We start from the raw sequence: 20,961 nt of genomic DNA, 5'->3' as shown, positions 1-20,961 counted from the left end.
ATCAATTCGCAGATGTAAGGAATTCAAGTGCGTAGAACACTCATCGCCTCATTGGTGCTTGGCAGCCTGCTGGCCTGTACCCCCAAAGATTCGGACAGCTATCTGGCGGCGGCCAGAGATGCGTTGGCCAAAGGCGATACCCAGGCTGCCGTGATCGAATTTAAAAATGCCGTACAGGTGGCGCCGCAGGATGCGCGGGTACGATTCGAACTGGGTAAACTCTATCTTGAACAAAGAATGTATCAGGACGCAGAAAAAGAACTGAACCGGGCGATGGAATACGGTTACGATCCAGCCCAGGTTGTGCCGCTGTTATCGCGTTCGTATCAGAAAACCGGTGCTGATGTGGCGCTGAGCAAGTTAGCTAACAAGTACGCAGGTTTGACTGAAGCACAAGCCGCTGAGGTGGGCTTTTATCGTCTTGAATCCCTGGTCCGCCTCGATCAGAAAGAAAAAGCCAAAAGCCTGATTGAAGATATTCGTAACTACCAGACCAGTTCTGCCTTTAAGTCATTGGCATTGGTGTATGGGTATTTGCTGGACGAAAATGTAGAAGCCGCCCGCATTCAACTGGAAGAAATTCTGGCCAATCAACCAGAGCAACCGGATGCGCTGAAATTGCTGGCCCGTATGCAACTTCAGCAAGGCGATGTAGACGCTGCCATTGCCACCTACCAAACCTATCAGCAGGCCAACCCGGACGATCATGAAATCACCTTTATGCTGGCGCGCTTGCTAACCGATCATGGCCGGGCCGCCGAAGCTGAGCCTCTGGTAGACAGATTGCTGAAACTCAACAAAGACAATCCGTTGCTGAACCAGCTCAAAGGCTTAAGTCGCGCGGATGCCGGAGATTTTGAAGCGGCCCAGGAATTTACAGAAAAGGCCTTACTCAAAGAAACCACCGATCCGGCCATGCGCCTGACCGCAGGTTTTGCAGCGTATCAAAGCGGAGACTATGAATCGGCCCGCACCCACTTGTCACTGGTGGCCAGTGATTTACCAGCCAACCACCCGGCATTGCGGTTATTGGCCGCTGCACAGCTAAAACTAGGGTTAAACGAGCAGGCAGAAGAAACCCTGAATCGCCTGGACCAAAGCTCTGCTGACGATGCATCGCTGTTTTCTGCAGCGGGTTTTGGTTTGTTGCGGGAAGGGGATTTGCATGGTGCCCAGGCCATGATCGACAAATCCGAGCAAGTCAGCCAAAGTCCGATGGATCTGACCCGCTTGGGGATTTTGCAACTGTCGGTCAACGATGTTAAAGGTATATTGAATCTTGAACAGGCGCTGGAGCAGGCACCGGACCAGGCCATTACCAGGACCACACTGGCAACGGCCTATCTGGCCACCAAGCAACTGGACAAGGCGTTGGCATTGGCTGATGAATGGAAAGCACAAGAGCCGAAATCTGAGCAACCTTACCTGCTGGCTGCTACGGCGTATCAGCGTAAAGGCGAAAAAGACAAGGCGCTGGAGCAATTGCTTAAAGCAAAAGAGCTGGCACCAGACAATGCCAAGGTACGACTGGCTTTAATTGACATTAAACTGGTTGAAAATCAGTTGCAAGAGGGCGAAGCTGAACTGCGCGCCTACCTGAATGATTACCCCGATAACATTGCCGCGCTGTCACGTTATTTTGACCTGACCAGATTGCGTGAACAAGGGCAGGAAGGTCTGGCCCTGATTCAGAAGGCTTTTGACAAACAGAAGAACAACCTGTCTTTGCGCTTGTTGTTGGCTAATGCCCATATGCTGCTTGGCCAACAAGATAAAACCATCAGTTTGCTCGCCGAGGTTAAGCAGCCAGCAGATGGTCAGCCACTGCCGGCCAGCTACTGGGATATGCTGGGTAAGGCCTATCTGCAAAAAGACCGCGTTGCCGATGCGGAAGCGCACTATGACAATTGGTTGAAGGTGCAATCCGGCAATGTCCAGGCGTTGTTAGGCAAGCTGTTCCTGTTAGATGTGCGCAGTAACTTCAAACAAGGCAAGGAACTGGCGAAATCCGTGTTGGACAAGTACCCGGACGATCCGCGCTTTTTGTCCATTTATACCCATTTCCTGCTAATGAATGCGGAATTCGCAGAGGCACGTAGGCGTTTTGATACCCTACCGCAGGCGGTGAAAGATTCTCCGGCAGGTTTGGGCATGCAGGGGCGTTTGCTGGCCGGTGAAGGCAATTGCCAGGCGGCTCAAGCCAGTATTCAGGCGGCCTACGACAACAAGCCTAATCAGCGCAATCTGACCCTGGCGATGTTTTGCCTGGAAAAACTGGGGCAAAAAGATCTGAGCCATGATTTGCTGAGCCGCCACGTGCAGGCTCATCCCAAGGATCTGCCGGCCATTATGTTATTGGCCGAACGGGAAATTGGCAGGGATAACAGCAAGGCGATAGAACTGTATCAGCAGTCCCTTGAACTCCATGAGGCTAACTTTTTGGTGCTGAACAACCTGGCTTATTTGTTATACGAACAGAATAAACTGGACGATGCTCTGAAGTATGCCAACCGTGCTTTGGAACTGCAGCCTCAGGAACCGTCAGTGCTGGATACGGCGGCGCAAATTCTGATTGCCAGAAAAGATTTGGGCAAGGCGGAAGAATACTTGTCCAGAGCATCAAATAGCGAGGCTGTGACCGATGAGGTTTATCTGAACTATGTGGACTTGCTGATCAAACGGGGCAAGAAAGAGCTGGCCGGGCGCAAATTACAGCAGCGTCAGTACAAGGACGACGGTGCTCAGGCGCGGGCCGAGCAATTGAGCGGCAAGCTTTGATCTGCTGTGTTAAACGCCGGGCACAACGAATCGGCTATTAAATCTTAAACAGGGGCTTTCAGCCCCTGTTTATTTTGTTAAGCTAGATGCGCAAAAAATAGCCCGGACATGGACCCATGGCAGTCACATCGCAATCTATTGTGCAGTTGAAAGAAAAACTCAGGGATTTTAATACCTGTCTGGCGTCATCAGGCAACAGCCTGGAAGATGTGCGTCAGATGAAGCAGGCTCTGCAGAGCCTGCTGGAAGAATTATCATCCGCTAATCTGGTCGAGCGCAGCAAATAAGCAGCCGTGGGGCGGCAGTTGAATCACATTGCCGTCAATTTCACCACTAGCTACAGCCTGTCCCCGCAGCGGTTGCATGGTTCCTAACTGAACCGTCAGACTGGTGCTTTGTTCCGACAGATTAAAGCAAGCCAGTATGGCTTCGCCCTGCCACTGGCGAACAAATGCCAGTACCGGCTCTTCGGTGTCGATAAAGCGAATATCCCCATAGAGCAGTGCGGGCTGTTGCTTACGCCAGGCCATGATCTGCCGGTAAGTATTTAGTACCGAGTCAGGCTGTTTTTCCTGTTCCTCAACCGACAAAGGTAAATGTGCTTCTGGCACCGGTAGCCAAGGTTTGGCCGAACTGAAGCCACCCTGAGGCTGGTTGCGCCAGGGATGTGGAGTACGACAGCCGTCGCGCCCCTTAAAGTTAGGCCAGAAGGTGATACCGTAGGGGTCTTGTAGATCCTCAAAGGTCAGCTCGGCTTCCGGTAAGCCCAATTCTTCACCCTGATACAGGCACAAGCTGCCGCGCAGGGCACTAAGCATCGCCAGCAGCAGTTTGGCCAGTGCTGGGTTTGCCTCACCGTTGCCCCAACGACTGACTGCTCTGACGACATCATGATTGCTGATAGCCCAGCAAGGCCAGCCGTCCAACATTTTGTGTTCAAGTGTTTCCACTGTGTGCCTGATATAGGCAGCAGAGAATTCGTCACACAGCAATTCAAAGCTGTAGCCCATATGCAGGCGTTTATTGCCTTCGGTGTATTCCGCCATGCTGGCCAGGGAATCTTCCGACGACAGCTCACCTAATGACACAGTACCAGGGTATCTGTCCAGCAGGGCGCGCAGTGCTTCAATAAAGCCCAGATTTTCCGGCTGGGTATTGTTGAAATAGTGGTACTGGAAGGCATAGGGGTTGTCTTCACGAAAGCCCCGGCCTTTGCGCTCATGCACGGGTTTAGCCGGATTGTCGCGAAGCTGAGCATCGTGATAGCAGAAATTAATGGCATCCAGCCGCAGGCCATGCACGCCTTTTTGCAGCCAGAATTCAACGTTGTCCAACACCGCCTGACGAACCTGCGGGTTGTGGAAGTTCAAATCCGGCTGGCTGACCAGAAAGTTATGCAGGTAGTACTGACAGCGTCTGGGCTCCCATTGCCAGGCACTACCGCCAAATATAGACAACCAGTTGTTGGGCGCTGAACCATCGGGTTTGGCATCGGCCCACACATACCAGTCGGCCTTGGGGTTGTCGCGGCTCTGACGGCTTTCTTCAAACCAGGCATGTTGGTCTGAGGTATGACTCAGAACCTGATCAATCATCAGTTTGATACCCAACTGATTGGCTTTGGCTACCAGGGCATCGAAGTCGGCCATGTTGCCGAACATTGGGTCGATATCCCGATAATCACTGATATCGTAGCCAAAATCTTTCATCGGGGATTTAAAAAACGGTGAAATCCAGATCGCGTCTACCCCCAGGCTGGCCACATAGTCCAGTTTTTGGATGATACCCGGCAAATCGCCTATACCGTCCTGGTTGGTGTCAAGAAAACTGCGAGGATATATCTGATAGATGACGGCGCCCCGCCACCATGGCTGTTCAGTCATAGTGCATCTGGTGTTAAGCGAATGTTGGCGAAGGATACGCCAGGCCAAGGTTAACTGTAAAAACCCTGCATACGTATTCAGCTGAGACATATTTTGTTACCCGTCACTTTTCTCGCGACTGGCAATGACATATTCTTGTCGGGTACGCCTGACATAAAGGCGTTCATCAGGGAATTACATAGTACTTCAGGGGAGTGAAATGCAACCTATCGATTATTCTACCTATAGCCTTAAAGAGTTAAACGAAGCGCGCAAAACGCTGGACGGCGAGGCGCATCCTGAACGCGCCGCCGAGCTGGAGCAATGGCTGGAAAAACGCATTGCCGAGCAGCATGACGCCGAGCTGGCCCGACGCAATGAGGCAGACCCGCTGCGCAAAGGCCGGCTGGTGTTTCACGGCGAAGGACGGGAGTTTTTCGGCATCTGGATTGTTAATCTGCTGCTGAGCATAGTCACTCTGGGCATTTATTCTGCCTGGGCCAAAGTGCGTACCAACAGATATTTCTATGGCAATCTGGAAGCGGATGGCCACAGATTCAGCTACCTGGCTGAACCGCTGCAAATTCTGAAAGGTCGTATTATTGGCGTGCTGCTGTTTGGTGGTTACTTTCTGGCCAGTTATCTCAGCCCCTTTGTGGCCGCCATTATTATGCTGGTATTGGTGGGTTTGATGCCGGTGCTGATTTGCCTGAGTTTGCGCTTTAATTTGCGTATGACGGCGTATCGTAATGTGCGGTTTGGCTTTAAGGGCAGTATTGGCCGCGCCTATTTGTTGTTTCTGCTGTACCCGATTTTAAGTTTGTTAACCTTGTATCTGACCATGCCGATTCTGCTGAAAAAAATCGATGAGTTTCTATACGGCAATATGCGCTTTGGTGACCGCCAGGTACAGACTAATCTGCGTACCGGGGAATATTATGTGGCGGCCATCGGCGCGGCGATTATCGCGGCACTACTGAGCGTGGTCATTATGTTTCCTGTCGGCCTGTTGGTTGGCCTGGCGGCGGGCGGCGGCGATATGCAGGACGGCAGCGCTGCAGCCACCATCATCACTATTGCCGCCATGCTGGTGTATATCCTGATGATTACCCTGGCAAGCAGTTACTACCAGGCGCAGATCCGCAATCATCTGTTTAATAACAGTCGCATCGACAAAGTGGCCGCCTTTCATTCCGACCTCAGCTTCTGGGCCCTGGCTAAATTAAGACTGGCCAACTTATTTATGCTGGTATTCAGTCTGGGATTAGCTTACCCCTGGGTGAAGGTCAGAGTGGCTAACCTGTTTGCGACTGCCACCGAACTGCAGGTACTGGCCGAAGCGGATCAGGTGGTGGCCGTACACAGTGCCGACCCCAACGCGATTGCTGAGGAAGTATCGGATATTTTTGATATGGATATAGGCCTGACCTGATGCAGTTGTATCAAGGCAAGCTATATGCACCTGGCAGCAGTCAAAGCTGCGAGGTGCAGGTTCGGTTCGATGCCGGGGAGCTGTGTCTGCAGGCGGATGGGGTTTGGCACAGTTATGAAAAATCTGGTTTATCCAGCCCTGCGGCCCTTGGCCGTATGCCCAGGGAAATCCGGCTACCGGATGGCGGGCTGCTGCAGGTAGCGGCTGATAAAGCGCTGAATCAATGGCTCGACGGTGATGGCCTGTCGGCCCGTCTTGCGGCCATGGAGACGAATCGCTGGGGAATACTGGCCAGCCTGATCCTGGCGCCACTGTGTTTGTTTGCGTTATTTAAATATGCCATTCCGGCGCTGGCCATTGGCTTTGCCCAGTATGTGCCGCAAAGTTATGTACAGATTGCCTCAGAACATACCTTGCTGGCTCTGGACCAATCGCTGCTGGACCCCAGTGAGCTGGATGCTGCCACGCAAAAGGACTACCTGGATTACTGGCAGAATACCGTGACCCAGCTGGGGCTTTCACCCGCCAGCTATCATATTCAGTTTCGTCACGCCGAAACCCTTGGTCCTAATGCCTTTGCCTTGCCTGATGGCACCATCGTGATTACCGACCAACTGGTAACTCTGCTGGAAAACGACAAAGAGGTATTACAGGCGGTACTGCTACATGAAATAGGTCATGTGGAGCATCGTCATTCCATGCGTCTGATCGCGCAGACCCTGGTCTCTTCTGTGGTGATCAGCTATATGTTCGGCGATCTATCCGGCATGGCTGACCTGTTTGCCGGTGCATCTACCACTTTGGTGCAAAACCAGTTTTCCCAGGAATTGGAATGGCAGGCCGATGGCTATGCCCTGACGCAATTGGATAAACTGGGCAAAGGACGTGACAGTTTTGCCCAGGCAATGGAGAAGCTGGCCAGTCTGGCACCTTCATCCAGTATGGAGCGTTGGTTGTCCAGTCACCCCATGCTTAAAGACCGCATTCAAAACGCCCGCCAAGACGCACAAGACTAAACTGTGCAAAAGTCTTCCTGATAAAGAGGCAGTCTGAGCATGCCGTTGTTCAGGCTGCTATCCGGCCCTGAGTAAGACCGACATAACTTCTATACTCAAAAAGCACAACATGCTCTTGAGATAGGTGATCTTTATGTCACAGCGAGACGCTATTTTAGATAACGCCCTGCAACTGGCAGAACAGTTGGGGTGGTCACGCCTGAATCTGGCTCAGGTGGCGGCGACAATGACGCATTCGGTCGCTGAAGTTTATCGTTACTTTCGCGACAAAGATGCGCTGGCAGAGGCTTGGTTTGAACGTGCCGACCTGGCCATGTTGCAAAGCGGTAAGGCAGCAGATTGGGCCAATACTGATGCCAGTATCAGGCTGGAGCAAACAATCTGGGCCTGGTTGTCTGCTCTTGCCCCACATCGCCGCCTTACCCGGCAAATGTTGTACTACAAACTTGAGCCTGGTCATCTTCATCTGCAACTTGCCGGGTTGCTCAGGATCAGTCGCACGGTCCAGTGGATTCGGGATGTGGCAGGTCTGCAGGCCAAAGATCTCAGGCGCACCGCTCAGGAGCTGTTTCTCAGCAAGATCTTTGTCAGTACTTTTGTTAACTGGCTGTGGGATGAATCCGCCGGGCAGCGGCGCAGCCGCCATTTTCTGCATGGGCAACTTAAGCTCGGCAACAAGCTGGGCCTTTGGCGTTAGTGATGAATTTTTGGTCACTGGATGGCGCGATACGCTGGGATACATTAATTAACAAGCCATTAAAGATGAAAGTTTTCACCTCTTGTTTCAGGATTTTTACATTCTGTTAATTGTGAACATTCTGTTTGCTGCTCTATGTTTAATAATGCCGTCAATAAGTTCTTAGGCCGCATTTTTGCTGGTCTTCAGAGTTTGTTGTTAATGAAATGTTTTTTTGTGACTTATGAATACGTATGCAGGCAGTTGTGCCTGTTTGATGGCCAGCGATACTATCCTTTGCAACATTTTTGACACACTTTTGCAGTGGTTTGTAAAAGTACGCCCTTCGATTGGGCAGGTTGAAAACACACTCAAGCAACTCAGGACACCAGGCATGAAAACATTTAAACCCAGTTTACTTTCCGCGGCGGTGGCCACTGCATTCACTATGAGTGCAGCCTCCTATGCGCAGGAAGCTCAACAACAGCAACCAAGCAGTGAAGACGTTGAAGTCATTGCAGTATCCGGCGTACGCGTCAGTATCCTAAGTGCTCTGGATGCCAAGCGCAATTCTGACGTGGTCGGCGATTTCGTCGGTGGTGGTGATCTCGGCGTGCTGCCGGATCCTTCCATAGCAGATGCCCTTGGTCGTATTCCTGGTGTGACCACAGTGCGGGACAACGGTCAGTCATCACAGTTGAATATTCGCGGTATGAACGGCGACTTTATTCAGACTACCTTAAATGGCCGTGAGCAGGCGTCTACCTCTGGTTATACCGAAAGCACGCGCTGGATGGCCTTTGATCAATATCCAGCCGAGTTAATTACCGAAGCGGCCGTGTATAAATCGCCTAAAGCCTCGCATATTGAAGGTGGTGTGGCTGGCCTGGTGGAACTGAAAACCGTTAACCCGCTGCGTGCTGAAAAAGAGCATAACTTTAATGCCAGCTTCCGTGCATCATACAACGACGGTGCCAGCGACGTCGGCGCCGATGAGTTTGGTGAGCGTTTTACCTTGTCGTATACCGGCAAGTTTATGGATGAGAAATTGGGCCTGGCCCTGGGCTTCTCGCATCTGGACCAGCCCAATAGCTTTACCAAAGCTCGCGCGGGTGCAGATAGCCAGATTGGTTATGGCCCCACCGATGCGCAGGGCAATAACCGCGCTGCTGCCTTCCAGTGGCAAGCCGGGACAGGTAGCGACAAGCGTAATGGCTATCTGGCCAGCCTGGTTTATCAGCCGAATGAAAGCTTTAAAGCCCAATTAGACTATTTCAAATCCAAGTTTGACCGTAAAGATGTGCGCCATGGCATTACCGTGGGTGGACTGGGTAATGCCAATACCTTTGACTTGTCTAACGTTACGGCCGCTAACGGCGTTGTAACCGGGGCTACCGTCAGTCTGACCGATCCTAAAACCACCTTTGATTCCAGCCCATGGTTTGAAGCGCGTAGTGAAGATCAGTCAACGGTGGCCGATACCGACAGCTATGGCCTGAACCTGGAATGGAAAATAGACGATACCCAACAGCTTACTGTTGATATAGCACGCAGTGAAGGCACCAAAACCCGTAAAGACCGCTTGGTGACCATGCACGCTTATGACCTGACTTATGCTGGTAACGATTTAGTGGCTTGGGAAGAAGCGGCTGGTCAGTCGTTTACTTATCAGAGCAATGGCGAGGAAATACCAACCGCCAGTTTCTCGGGGGTGAATTTCACCGACCTGGATACTATGCGTATGTCCCGTTACGAGGAATACCCGCATTTGTATACCGATGAAGTCACCAGCTACAAGGTGGACTATAAAAAGTATGTAGAGCTGGGACCTATTACCTCGTTCGAGGTGGGCGCGCGTATCTCTGAGCGTGAATTTAATTCTGACCGCGGTACCTTCCTGTATGGTGCCCGTGATGGTCAGTTTAATGGCTACTGTGCAGACAATCTGTCCGATATTGACTGTATGCCACAGGATCTGGACGGTTTTGTGTCTGTTGAGTCGGTTACTGGCGCTCCAGACCACTTTGTTGTAACGGATTTTGACGGCCTGGCCAGCAGTATCTTCGGGGCCGGCAACTATGCCGGTAAAAAGGTGTTCAGCCGTGACTGGACCTTTGTGGAATCAGGTTTGTTGACCGAGAAAGTTGATGCTTACTACCTGATGGCCAATCTGGATACTCAATGGGGTGATGTGGCGGTAACCGGTAACATCGGTGTGCGCTATGTGAAAACCGATGTGAAATCCAGCGGTGTACAAAACGTGGGCGCAGGCAATGGTTCATCCATTACCGATGATGTGGGGGTGACTCAGGACAACTACGATTACGTCAGCTATGGCCCTGAGTATTCAGACACTCTGCCGTCTTTAAACCTGAACTTCCAACTGACCGACAACGATGTCGTGCGTTTTGCCGCAGCCAAAGTGATGGGACGGCCGCCCGTTGGCCAGTTGAAAGGTGGCGCTGGTTCCTGGAACGACCAGAATGCTAACGGTGAAACCCAGTACAACGTGTGGACCAAAGGTTCCCCTTATCTGGATCCATTCCGTGCTACGCAGTTGGACTTGTCATATGAGCATTACTTCGAAGATGGTGGTGCAGTCTCTGCTGCGGTGTTCTGGAAAGACATTGAAAGCCTGGTAGAGAAGCAGTTCTTTGATCCGTCGCAGACCGGTCAGGCCTTCTTTGACAATCTGGGCATTGAAATTCCTGCCGGTCAGGTAGCGGGTGCCTTTGAAACTTTCGTCAATAACGACAAAGGCGGCTACATCCGCGGTTTCGAACTGGCTGGCACGACTACCTTTACTGATTTACCGGGTATTTTTGCCGGTCTGGGTATTACCGCCAGCTACTCCTATACCGAAAGTGAGACTGAAATCAGCGGTGGTAACCTGTTTGGTCAGAATCTGCCTCTGCCTGGTTTGTCTAAAAACGTTTGGAGCACCACGGCATTCTGGGATATCGGCAGCTTCAGCACTCATATAAACGTACGTTATCGTGACGAGTTTATCCTGAATATGCCGATCCCAGGCAGTTCAACACCGGTTGAAGCACAGGATTACCTGACCATGGATGCCCAGGCCTCTTATGCCTTCGGTAATGGTCTGGAAGTGGTCATGTCGGTGAGCAACCTGACCGATGAGCCTAATGTGATTGCCTACGATCAGCCTGGCGTACTGGGGGAGTTTACCGAGTTTGGTCGCCAGTATTACTTAGGTTTCAATTACAAATACTAAGTTGAATGTAGCCCGGGTAACCGGGCAGATGCCAGTCGCCCGCTTCTGGTGGGCGATTTTTTATCTGGTAGCCGCTATGCTGAGCAGGTACAGAAGTAGAAGGTAAATCCCATGACGCAAAGCATTAACAGAATCGTTATCCTTGGCGGTGGTACCGCAGGCTGGATTGCCGCTAATCTGATGGCGACCCATTGGGCAGACAAAGGAGTGGAGATCACCCTGGTGGAGTCACCGGATATTGGCATTATCGGTGTGGGCGAAGGTTCCACTCCACCGCTTAAAGGCTTTATGCAGACGATCGGTGCCAAGGAAAGCGAGTGGATGCCAGCCTGTAATGCCACCTACAAAGTGGGTATAACCTTTAAGGACTGGTCGGTAAAACCCGGCTTTAGTCAGTATGTGCACCCGTTTTTGTGTCAGCCTGACCAGTTTACCGCGCCGGCGTTTTTTCATAATAGTTTTCTGCGTCGTAAAGGCGTTGATCTGGAAGGCCATCCGGATCATTTCTTTCTGACCACTGAACTGATCCGGCAAAAGCTGGCGCCTCTGGCACCGCCGAATTTTCCCTTTGAAATTAACTATGGCTACCACTTCGACTCCGGCTTGCTGGGCCAGTACCTGGCACGTTTTGCGGCTGGCAAGGGAGTGAAACACCAATATGCGACAGTGACTGAGGTGTTGCTGGACAGTGCCGGTAATATCGATTGTCTGGTCACCGACAGTGGCGACAAGATCAAAGGCGACTTCTATGTTGATTCAACCGGCTTTAAGGGGCAGTTGATCCAGCAGGCCTTAAAAGAGCCATTTTTAAGCTGTGCCGACAGCCTGTTCAATGACTCGGCCGTGGTGTTTGCTACCGAAGCGGATCAGGATATTGCCCCGCATACCGTGTCAACCGCCCTTAAATATGGCTGGGCCTGGCGTATACCGCTGACCAATCGAGTAGGCAATGGTTACGTGTATAGTTCGGCTTTTGTGGATCATGATCAGGCAGAGACCGAGTTTCGCTCGCACTTAGGCTTGCTGGATAAAGACACGGAAGCACGTCGTCTGCAATTTAAGGTGGGACGGGGGGCGCGCCACTGGGTCAAGAACTGTCTGGCGGTGGGCTTGTCGCAAGGCTTTATTGAACCACTGGAAGCCACTGCTCTGGATATGGTGCAGGAAACTGTGGTGCGTTTTATCGAGGCCTATAACCAGGGTAATGGCAGCGACCAGCATCGCGAGGCCTTTAATCAGCGCATCAGTAATCGATTTGACGCGGTACGCGACTATATTGTTTGCCATTATCGCATTAGCTCCCGCACCGATAGCGAATACTGGCGTGCCTGTGGCAGCAACGAGAAGATCTCCATGTCACTGCGTTCCATTCTGATGTCCTGGATGGCGGGCAATAACATTACCGATGAGCTGGAAAAACAGAAGCTGGATGCCTATTTTCCTAATGTCTCCTGGAACTGCTTACTGGCGGGCAAAGGTATTTACCCCAGTCAGGAACAACTGAAGCCGGGCAGTGAGCTGGCTAACCAATATAAGATTGATGGCATTCAGCGCTTTATTCAGGGTTGTGCCATGAACTTCCCACCGCATATGCAAGCATTGGCCCAGCTCAGGGCGGGGTAAATCTATCTGCCAGCCAGGCGGCTGTGCATTTCATTTGATTTGGATCATAACAAAGGCGCTTAGGCGCTTTTGGCCCTGCTGGCGAGCTGAAAAACTTGATCTCAATCAGATTATTGCAGGCCATGTAGCAGCACAATCCTCACCAGACACACAACACTCTGGAGAGAAATATGAAGTCTCTGTTTACCACATCCGCCCTGATGGCTGCTATGTTTGCCCCGGCCGCGCTGGCCAATTTTCACGTCAATGTTGGCGCCATCAATGTCAATCCTAATGCCGACAGCACCTATCTGAATGTGGTGGAAAGCGTGGCGGGATTGCCACAGAACTCAAGTAAATTGGATGTAGACAGCAATACCCAGCTTGGCCTGACATTTGATTACGACCTGAACGACAACTGGACACTGGAGCTGATTGCGGCCACACCGTTTTCCCATGATATCAGCCTGGACAGCTCAGTCGGCGCAGTTGATGGTCTGGCCGTAGGTGAAACCAAGCATCTGCCGCCCACCTTGTTGATGCAATACCACTTTATGGACAAGCAACAGGCATTTCGCCCCTTTGTGGGACTGGGCCTGAACTACACGCTGTTTTTTTCTGAAAAGGTTAGCCCGGCGCTGAAGAACGTACTGGTATCCACCGGGGCCGCTACCGCGGGAGATGATGTGAGTCTGCACCTGGATGATTCATTTGGTGTGGCGGTACAGGCCGGTTTTAACTACAAACTGAATCAGAACTGGGGTGTGCATGCCATGGTGGCCTGGGCCGATATTGATACCGATGCCGAAGTGCGGGTTAATGGCACCAGCGTCCAACCGGTAACAGTGAATATCGACCCAATGATCTTTATGCTGGGTGCCCGCTACAGTTTTTAAGTTCCCAACCTCCCTGGCGGAGCTGGCGGTGTAATCACCGCCTTTTTTGTTGTTATGGCCATGTTAAATTCATAGCGAGAATCCTATAAAGCCATTATTCTCAATGCTATCCAGGAAAAACGAGAACAATAACCCATGTTTGTTAAAGCCAGCAGACTGACCGATTCACAATCCGAAGTGGAACGCCTCAAACAACAAAATCAGGAACTGCAGGCACAACTGCTACAGGCCCGAAGTCAGAGCGACGCTTTGCAGCATCAACTGGATGAAAAAGCACGGGAAAAGCACGACTTGGGTGTGATGCGTATGGCCGTCAATGGCATGAATCCCTTGTCAGAGATTCGCGAAAGGGTGGCCGAACTGGCCAATCATATGCTTGAAGAACGAGATAATATTATTAGTTCTTCTGCTATCTATGACCAATCTTCGGCCAATATGGCAACCTTATTGAGCGGTCTTAACAAAGTTGACCAGGAAGTTAAGCTGACTCATTCCGGTATTTCCCGGCTGCGTGGAGTAGCTCAGGAAATCACCAAGTTTGTCAGCATCATTAATAATATTTCTGAACAGACTAACCTGCTGGCATTGAATGCGGCTATTGAAGCGGCCCGTGCCGGGGAACAGGGCCGCGGTTTTGCCGTGGTTGCCGACGAAGTCAGGACGCTGGCCCAGCGGGCGGGGGAAGCCAGTGCGGAAATTGCCAAGCAGGTGGCTGATATCGATAAAAGCACCCTGGAAGCCGATAACAATATTTCCAGCACGCTGAATCAATGTTCGGAGATGCTGGATACCGCCACAGAAACCGCGAAGTCGCTGGAAAGTCTGATTGATCATTCCCGCTCAATGCATGCCACTATTACCGACGAAGCCATGGCCAGTTTTATCGAAACCGTGAAGCTGGATCATATGGTGTGGAAACAGGTTATTTACCGGCGCTGGTTGAATAATCAATCCGCCAATGGCGAGGTTTCCGATCACCATCAATGTCGATTGGGTAAATGGTACTATCAGGGCGATGGGGCGGCGAACTTCCGCCACCTGGACAGCTATGCCAGCCTGGAAAAACCCCATGCAGCAGTGCATAAGGGGGGATTGCAGGCCCTGGAAAAACTGGTGGCGGGCGATATGCAAGCGTCCATCAGTGCCCTGAAAAGTATGGAAACGGCCAGTGACGACACAATTAAAATCCTGGCCAGAATGGGGCAGCAGATCGGTAAATAGGTTTGCTCAGGTGCTGTATCGGTTCAGCACCTTGCCCTGTTCGAGATCAATCAATAATCCCTGAATAACAGCCATCTGCCGGCCGTCTTGGTGTTCGAGAAAAAATATCGCCGGCCCGTTTTTATGTGGTTTGGGTTGCGATGACAAGGTGGTTTTTATCGCCAGCGGCAGTGTGCTGCGGTTTTCAATTGGATGACCATTGCGGTCAAATATTCCAATACCCTGTTTTAACAGGGCTAAATAACCCGCCTTATCTAAAACCAGGGGGGCGTCCAGTCGATACTCCCTGGCAGGTTTGTAGTGCCAGCCTTCGGCATCAAATGTAAAGAATGCCGTATAAGTAGACAGGTCGCCCACTTCTTTAATACGCACGGCATCTGCATCCGGTAGATCCAGATCCAGGGCAATATCGAGCTGGTATGACTGGCTGTTTGCCTCGACCTGCACATTCTTAATAATGACATCGCGAAATGCTTCCCGCCTGTTCATCGGGATGGCCTGATAGGCGGACAGGCTTTGGTTTTCAAAACCAGCCGAGGCAATACTGTCGATAGCGGCACTGAGCATGGCCAGGTTAAGGGTTCTGGCCACCTGGCGGTTGGCATCATTTCGGTGGGCACCGGACTCAATCAAAATGGTGCTGATACCCATACCCGCCAGATTATCGCCAAAGGCACGGGGGGCAAAGGTATCGTCGTAGCGGCCTAAGTGGCCAGGGATCATCTCATCGGCCACCTGTTTTAACACGCCGATAAGCTGCATGGCCTTTTTACGGGCCGGGCTAATGGTTTTGGCCTGATCAAAGGCCGGAGCCAATAATGAAATAGTAGCCGGATTAAGGCTGTCGCCAGCGGCATAGAAACGGTTCTGATCGTGCAGGTTAAAACCAAAAGCCGGCTTAATAGCCTTGGCCTGCTCCAGCAGAATCCTGCCTTCCGGGGTCTGCAGGGCAGCGGCGTCACGATTAATGTCTATGCCCTGGGCATTTTCTCTGGTGGCCCGTTCGGCACCATCCGGGTTTAACATCGGGATAATATACAGGCTTAGCTTGTTCTGCCATTGCGCCCGCCAGGCTTGGTCTTGCTGGATGCGTGCAATTAAATCAAATACCGCCGCGGTGGCGGTGGGTTCGTCGCCATGCATTTGTGACCACAGCATCACCCTGACCGGACCCTGACCAAATCCGATACGAAAGATATCGCGGCCTTCGAATGACTGGCCTATTTTGTCTACCCTGAATTGCGGGTCGGCCTTGGCCTGCGCCAGGTATGCTTGAATATCCGCATAACGCAGTTGGGGCTTGTCCAGTCCGGGTACCTGAAAGGATGGCCAGTTAATCGGGGCAGCAAACAATGACATTGACATAATCAGGCTCATGATAAATAACAGTGGTTTCATTATTTATTACTTTAATGTGATTTTATGGTAATAATTTATTTATATCAGGTTAATCATTGGTCAGTAACAAGTCAAAACTCACGGCGTTGTTGATCCCAAATTTTCCACCAGGCAGCCCAAAAGCAATATATTGAGGAGTTTATATGGACCGTAGAGGCTTTATTAAAGCGTCCACCGCGGGTCTTATGGCCAGCCAACTTGTACCTACTACCGTACTGGCAAACGCCAGTGTATCAGCCAAACTGCCGAAACGGCTCCGGCAGGGCGACAAGATTCGTCTGGTGGCACCGGCCAGTGCGATTTTTGATCCCGATGAAGTGGCAATAGCCAAAGAATCTTTCCAGGCCATGGGCCTGGCAGTTGATACGGGGCAGCATATTCTGGACCGCTATGGATACCTGGCTGGACAGGATAAAGCCCGGGCAGAGGATATAAACCAGGCCTTTGCCGATCCTTCGGTGCAAGGCATTGTGGCTATTCGTGGTGGTTGGGGGTGTAACCGCCTGTTGCCCTATCTGGACTTTGCCAACATTGCGGCCAATCCCAAAGTGTTGCTGGGATACAGTGATATCACGTCGTTGCTGAATAGCTTGTATCACTATACCGGGTTGGTGTCATTTCACGGGCCAGTGGGGATGTCGTACTGGGGGCAATTTCAGGCCGAGCAGGTACGCACCATGTTGTTTGACGCCAATGCCACGCAAATGCAAAACCTGCCTGCTGACGATGATGCCCTGACTATGCGCAGCAACAGAGCCAGAACGGTGCGTTCTGGCAAGGCCAAAGGGCTGCTGGTCGGGGGCAATCTAACGGTCTTAAGTAGTCTGGTGGGCACGCCTTACCTGCCGGATATGCGCGGTAAAATATTGATGCTGGAAGATGTGGGTGAGGCCATTTATCGAATTGACCGCTACTTTTCCACCTTGCAACTGGCAGGTATTCTGGACCAATTAGCCGGTGTGGTCTTTGGCCACTGCACCGAATGTGAGCCGCAAAAAGGCTACGGTGGTTTTACCCTGATGGAAGTGATGCAGAATTACCTCAGGCCGCTCAACATTCCCAGTTATGTGGGCGCGCAGTTCGGGCATATTAAAGACAATCATATCCTGGCGGTGGGAGCTGAAGTTGAGCTGGATGCCGATGCCTGTACGCTGCGCCATCTTGCCCCTGTTGTGGTTTGATTATTTATGGCTAGTGTCAGTTGTGTAGCCTTTACTTTAGCTCATTACTGTACCAATACTTAAGCACGTCTTAGTGACGCTGGTTTGCTGTTCGCGGCCCAATGCGGCATAAGTATTGGAATGGATGTGCCAAAAAGGGAATGAGCGTCTGGTAACTGGCTGACTGTCTGAGGTACTGATGCGACAGCATTTATTTTTCAGGGCATGTCTGGGTATGTTACTAACCTGGCCGGTAAATGTTCTGGCCGACGACCTGCCGGTGATTCACTGGGGTGCTGCCCATTTTCCACCCTTTTGGCAGGTGGAGGATAATCAACCGCCAAAGGGGATCTTCGCTGAAGTGCAGCAACTGGTGCTGGACCAACTGTCCGAATATCGGCATCAGTTTGACCATTCGAATTTCAACCGACTGTTATTGGAAATGCAGCAGGGCAAGCCGCTGTGCTTATTTGGTCTGACAAAAACGCCGGAGCGCCAGGCCTATCTGATGTTCTCAGAGCCATTTCTACCTTTGCCTGCCTATGGCGCAATCTTCAAACAATCAGAAAAGCACAAGCTAGAGCCATTTTTACTGCCAGACGGGCGGCTTAGCCTGAGATCTTTGCTGAATTCACAGAATATGCTGTTGGGGCATATCGGCGGCCGCTCGCTGGGACCAGATATCGATGCATTGCTGGTGGATGGCCGGGGCAGACCCAGGCCCACACTGGTGCCTTTTATGAATACACAAAGCTACCAGCCCATGATGGGTATGCTGCTAAAGGGGCGCCTGGATATCATTCTTGGTAATGCCATTGAAGCCAGATATTATTCGGCGAAATATGATAGTGAAGACTTGCTTTCGTTCTTGCCTTTCGAAGAGAGTCCGGCACATTTTAGCGCCCATTTCGCCTGTACCACAGGGGCCTGGGGGCAGCAGATTATTGCTAATATCAATCATATTGTGACAAACAATGCGCTTATCCTCGCGGGGGCTGAACGCATGGCTGCGCATATGTTGTCAGACAACCGTCGTGCGTACCTCCAGCAGGCGGACACATTCAGTCAGCTGAGCCCTGGCCGTCCGCAGGGTGCCATGTAATTTGTCAACCACAGCATGAATACGTATGCACTTTGCTGCAGCTGTGCAGCCTTGCCGATACTATGAAGACATTCTGAACCTGGCAGTTTTATGCCGTGGTCCGCCTAAGCGCTTGTCTGTGCTTCAACATTAGCTGTGATAACAAGATGAAAAAATTTGTATTGCTAGTATTCGTATCGCTGTTTGTGATTCAGGTCAAAGCTGCCGAGTTGTTGAGCCACCAGATGATTGACGGTAGCCTGCAATTGACGACGGATGAGGGCCTGGTCAGTATCACCCCTTACGCCAGGGATACCTTTGAAGTCTTTTATCAACCCAGCGGTGTTCAACAGTTTCCTTCTTTTGCGATTGCCGATACGGCCATAAAGCACAGCGGTCAACTGACCAGCCAAGACACCGGCTTAGTGTTTCGTCATGGTGAATTGTCGGTACATATTCAAAAGAGGCCGTTTAGACTCAGCTATTTCCATCAAAATAACCCTCTGATTGCCGAGGACAGCGGTTTATTTAATCATCAAAGCTTGCGCGGTTTTCGCTTTAAGCTGCAAGACGGAGAAAAACTGTTGGGCGGCGGTCAACGGGTACTGGGTATGGACAGGCGTGGTCAACGCCTGCCGCTGTATAATCGCGCCCATTATGGCTATGGCACCGAATCCAGTCAGATGTATTTCAGCCTGCCTGCCTTGGTGTCCAGCAATAAGTATTTTCTGGTGTTTGACAATGCGGCCAGTGGCTATCTGGATCTGGGCCACAATGAAGCGGATATTCTGCAGTTTGAAGCCGTTTCCGGTCGCACGGCTTACCTTATCGGCGCGGCAGACAGCTATCCGCAGCTTATTCAACGGTATGTTTCGCTGACCGGTACGCAGCCGATGCCGCCGCGCTGGGCGCTGGGCAATTATGCCTCGCGTTTTGGTTATCGCAGTGAAGCGCAAACCCGTGAAGTGGTCAATGCCTTCCGGCAACAGGATATCCCGCTGGATGCGGTGATCCTGGACTTGTATTGGTTTGGTAAGGATATCAAGGGCACTATGGGTAATCTTGATTGGGATGCAGACGCCTGGCCCAGCCCTGAAAAAATGCTGCAGGATTTCAGCGCGGATGGGGTAAAAACCATCTTAATCACCGAGCCTTTTATTTTGACCACTTCGGATAAATGGTCAGAAGCGGCGGATGCCGGGGCTTTGGCGCAAAATCTGGCCGGTCAGCCGAAACGTTTCGATTTCTACTTTGGCAATACCGGCCTGGTCGATGTGTTCGACCCAAAAGCCCAGGACTGGTTCTGGCAAACCTATCAGCGTCTGCTGGAGCAGGGTGTCGGCGGCTGGTGGGGAGATTTGGGTGAACCGGAAGTGCATCCTGCAGATACCCTCCATCAGTTACCCGGTGTGGGGAAAGTCAGCGCCGATGAAATCCACAATGCCTATGGCCATCAGTGGGCAAAGATGCTGTTTGCACGCCATCGTCAGGCCCGCCCCAATGAGCGCCCTTTTATTATGATGCGCAGTGGTTTTGCCGGTTCACAGCGCTACGGCATGATCCCCTGGACCGGTGATGTAAGCCGTAGTTGGGACGGATTGAAGCCACAGGTGGAACTGGCCCTAAGCATGAGCATGCTGGGTATGGCGTACACCCATTCAGACTTAGGCGGCTTTGCCGGTGGTGAACAATTTGATGCTGAACTTTATACCCGCTGGTTGCAATACGGTGTTTTTCAACCCGTCTACCGCCCGCATGCGCAGGAGGAGATTGCCCCTGAGCCCATCTTTCACGACGACAAGACCAAGGCCATTGTCAGGGACTTTATTAAGCTGCGCTACGCACTGCTGCCTTATAACTACAGCCTGAGCTACCAAAACAGCCAGACCGGCATGCCGATGATGCGGCCGTTGTTTTTTGAGGACGAGCAGAATCTGGCCCTGATGGATAATAAAGACAGTTATCTGTGGGGGGATGCTTTCCTGGTCACCCCTGTAGTGGCACCTGGGGTGACGTCGGTACAAGTGACCCTGCCTGCTGGCGTGTGGTTTGATTATTTTACCGGCCAGCGCTATTCGGGCGGGCAGCAAATCCATCAGCCAACCCATTTGGAAACCTTGCCGATCCTGGTCAGAGGCGGCGCTTTTGTCCCTATGGTGGAGCCGGTTGCTACGACCCGTGATTACCGCAGTAACAAACTCACTTTACATTATTACGCTGATAAATCGGTACAGAAGGCCCAGGGCCAGATGTATGAGGACGATGGGCAAAGCTTTGATGCGGTTGGCAAAAAGCAATACGAACTGCTGCATTTTTCCGCTGCGCAGCAGGAGCACCGTCTGAGCATCAATCTGACTCGCGAAGCTTACCAGTACACTGGTATGCCAGACAGCCGGGAGATAAAACTGGTGGTACATCACTGGCCGTCCAAACCCAGACAAATCAGGCTAAATGGTGAGAAGGTTGGCTTTGATTATGCAAAGGACCAGCAGATACTGCGGATCCCTTTTACCTGGGGGATGCATGACATCACCCTGGAGGTGGAATAGTGCCAGGCTTTGACATCTATGTCGGTCAAACAGACACAGCAGCCAGTAACAAAAC

The 20,961-nt window shown here is 51.6% G+C and carries 14 protein-coding genes and 1 pseudogene; 13 read left to right on the top strand and 2 right to left on the bottom strand.

Going from position 1 to position 20,961, the window contains the following annotated elements; translation table 11 throughout:
- Positions 1-27 precede the first annotated feature (27 nt).
- Both prsT and ABD028_RS13800 read left to right on the top strand, forming a co-directional pair.
- Positions 28-2,778, top strand: coding sequence for an XrtA/PEP-CTERM system TPR-repeat protein PrsT (gene prsT / locus ABD028_RS13805; protein ID WP_343845657.1), 2,751 nt, complete (start codon positions 28-30; stop codon positions 2,776-2,778).
- Positions 2,779-2,894: 116 nt separating this feature from the next.
- Positions 2,895-3,065, top strand: a complete 171-nt coding sequence (locus ABD028_RS13800) for a hypothetical protein (RefSeq protein ID WP_172449398.1) — start codon at positions 2,895-2,897, stop codon at positions 3,063-3,065.
- Here ABD028_RS13800 and ABD028_RS13795 read toward each other — a convergent pair.
- Positions 3,033-4,661: an alpha-glucosidase family protein gene (locus ABD028_RS13795; protein ID WP_102797447.1), complete on the bottom strand. Its 1,629-nt coding sequence runs from the start codon at positions 4,659-4,661 to the stop codon at positions 3,033-3,035. The genes ABD028_RS13800 and ABD028_RS13795 overlap by 33 nt on opposite strands.
- Before the next feature lie 199 nt (positions 4,662-4,860).
- Between ABD028_RS13795 and ABD028_RS13790 the strand changes: the two genes are divergently transcribed.
- From ABD028_RS13790 to ABD028_RS23285, 8 genes and pseudogenes are all read left to right on the top strand, one after another.
- Positions 4,861-6,072, top strand: a complete 1,212-nt coding sequence (locus tag ABD028_RS13790; RefSeq protein WP_343845655.1) for a YjgN family protein — start codon at positions 4,861-4,863, stop codon at positions 6,070-6,072.
- Positions 6,072-7,088: a M48 family metallopeptidase gene (locus ABD028_RS13785; protein WP_343845653.1), complete on the top strand. Its 1,017-nt coding sequence runs from the start codon at positions 6,072-6,074 to the stop codon at positions 7,086-7,088. The genes ABD028_RS13790 and ABD028_RS13785 overlap by 1 nt, the downstream gene beginning before the upstream one ends.
- Positions 7,089-7,221: 133 nt before the next feature.
- A complete protein-coding gene (locus ABD028_RS13780) occupies positions 7,222-7,785 on the top strand; it encodes a TetR/AcrR family transcriptional regulator (RefSeq protein WP_343845650.1) in 564 nt (187 codons plus the stop codon).
- Between the two features lie 373 nt (positions 7,786-8,158).
- Positions 8,159-10,999, top strand: coding sequence for a TonB-dependent receptor (locus ABD028_RS13775; RefSeq protein ID WP_343845648.1), 2,841 nt, complete (start codon positions 8,159-8,161; stop codon positions 10,997-10,999).
- 111 nt (positions 11,000-11,110) lie between these two features.
- Entirely contained in the window at positions 11,111-12,622 is a 1,512-nt protein-coding gene (locus ABD028_RS13770) for a tryptophan halogenase family protein (protein WP_343845646.1), read from the top strand.
- A 170-nt stretch (positions 12,623-12,792) separates the two neighbouring features.
- Complete coding sequence (locus tag ABD028_RS13765) at positions 12,793-13,497, top strand: OmpW/AlkL family protein (RefSeq protein ID WP_343845644.1); 705 nt, start codon at positions 12,793-12,795, stop codon at positions 13,495-13,497.
- Positions 13,498-13,632: 135 nt separating this feature from the next.
- Positions 13,633-14,316: pseudogene (locus ABD028_RS23290) on the top strand (methyl-accepting chemotaxis protein); the annotation flags it as partial.
- A 24-nt stretch (positions 14,317-14,340) separates the two neighbouring features.
- Positions 14,341-14,718 carry a CZB domain-containing protein gene (locus ABD028_RS23285; protein WP_425542117.1) on the top strand — a complete coding sequence of 126 codons (378 nt, stop codon included), beginning with the start codon at positions 14,341-14,343 and terminating at the stop codon, positions 14,716-14,718.
- A gap of 6 nt (positions 14,719-14,724) precedes the next feature.
- On the opposite strand, the gene ABD028_RS13755 is transcribed toward ABD028_RS23285, so the two are convergent.
- A complete protein-coding gene (locus ABD028_RS13755) occupies positions 14,725-16,116 on the bottom strand; it encodes a M14 family metallopeptidase (protein ID WP_343845639.1) in 1,392 nt (463 codons plus the stop codon).
- Positions 16,117-16,259: 143 nt separating this feature from the next.
- Between ABD028_RS13755 and ABD028_RS13750 the strand changes: the two genes are divergently transcribed.
- The 3 genes from ABD028_RS13750 (at position 16,260) to ABD028_RS13740 (ending at position 20,906) form a co-directional block, all read left to right on the top strand.
- Positions 16,260-17,297 carry a S66 peptidase family protein gene (locus ABD028_RS13750; protein WP_343845637.1) on the top strand — a complete coding sequence of 346 codons (1,038 nt, stop codon included), beginning with the start codon at positions 16,260-16,262 and terminating at the stop codon, positions 17,295-17,297.
- Positions 17,298-17,475: 178 nt separating this feature from the next.
- A complete protein-coding gene (locus tag ABD028_RS13745; RefSeq protein ID WP_343845635.1) occupies positions 17,476-18,378 on the top strand; it encodes a transporter substrate-binding domain-containing protein in 903 nt (300 codons plus the stop codon).
- Positions 18,379-18,524: 146 nt separating this feature from the next.
- Positions 18,525-20,906: a glycoside hydrolase family 31 protein gene (locus ABD028_RS13740; RefSeq protein WP_343845633.1), complete on the top strand. Its 2,382-nt coding sequence runs from the start codon at positions 18,525-18,527 to the stop codon at positions 20,904-20,906.
- Positions 20,907-20,961: the final 55 nt, after the last annotated feature.

The sequence above is a fragment of the Bowmanella denitrificans genome, from assembly GCF_039522935.1.
GTDB classification, from domain to species: domain Bacteria; phylum Pseudomonadota; class Gammaproteobacteria; order Enterobacterales; family Alteromonadaceae; genus Bowmanella; species Bowmanella denitrificans.
The sequence above is the reverse complement of the archived record's forward strand: the minus strand, read 5'-3'. Positions and strand labels throughout refer to the sequence as shown.

Excerpts from the sequence above, each read along its gene's own strand:
- ABD028_RS13800 (WP_172449398.1), top strand. The coding sequence starts at position 2,895 with ATGGCAGTCACATCGCAATCTATTGTGCAGTTGAAAGAAAAACTCAGG.
- ABD028_RS13795 (WP_102797447.1), bottom strand. The coding sequence starts at position 4,661 with ATGACTGAACAGCCATGGTGGCGGGGCGCCGTCATCTATCAGATATAT.
- ABD028_RS13790 (WP_343845655.1), top strand. The coding sequence starts at position 4,861 with ATGCAACCTATCGATTATTCTACCTATAGCCTTAAAGAGTTAAACGAA.
- ABD028_RS13785 (WP_343845653.1), top strand. The coding sequence starts at position 6,072 with ATGCAGTTGTATCAAGGCAAGCTATATGCACCTGGCAGCAGTCAAAGC.
- ABD028_RS13780 (WP_343845650.1), top strand. The coding sequence starts at position 7,222 with ATGTCACAGCGAGACGCTATTTTAGATAACGCCCTGCAACTGGCAGAA.
- ABD028_RS13775 (WP_343845648.1), top strand. The coding sequence starts at position 8,159 with ATGAAAACATTTAAACCCAGTTTACTTTCCGCGGCGGTGGCCACTGCA.
- ABD028_RS13770 (WP_343845646.1), top strand. The coding sequence starts at position 11,111 with ATGACGCAAAGCATTAACAGAATCGTTATCCTTGGCGGTGGTACCGCA.
- ABD028_RS13765 (WP_343845644.1), top strand. The coding sequence starts at position 12,793 with ATGAAGTCTCTGTTTACCACATCCGCCCTGATGGCTGCTATGTTTGCC.
- ABD028_RS23285 (WP_425542117.1), top strand. The coding sequence starts at position 14,341 with ATGCATGCCACTATTACCGACGAAGCCATGGCCAGTTTTATCGAAACC.
- ABD028_RS13755 (WP_343845639.1), bottom strand. The coding sequence starts at position 16,116 with ATGAAACCACTGTTATTTATCATGAGCCTGATTATGTCAATGTCATTG.
- ABD028_RS13750 (WP_343845637.1), top strand. The coding sequence starts at position 16,260 with ATGGACCGTAGAGGCTTTATTAAAGCGTCCACCGCGGGTCTTATGGCC.
- ABD028_RS13745 (WP_343845635.1), top strand. The coding sequence starts at position 17,476 with ATGCGACAGCATTTATTTTTCAGGGCATGTCTGGGTATGTTACTAACC.
- ABD028_RS13740 (WP_343845633.1), top strand. The coding sequence starts at position 18,525 with ATGAAAAAATTTGTATTGCTAGTATTCGTATCGCTGTTTGTGATTCAG.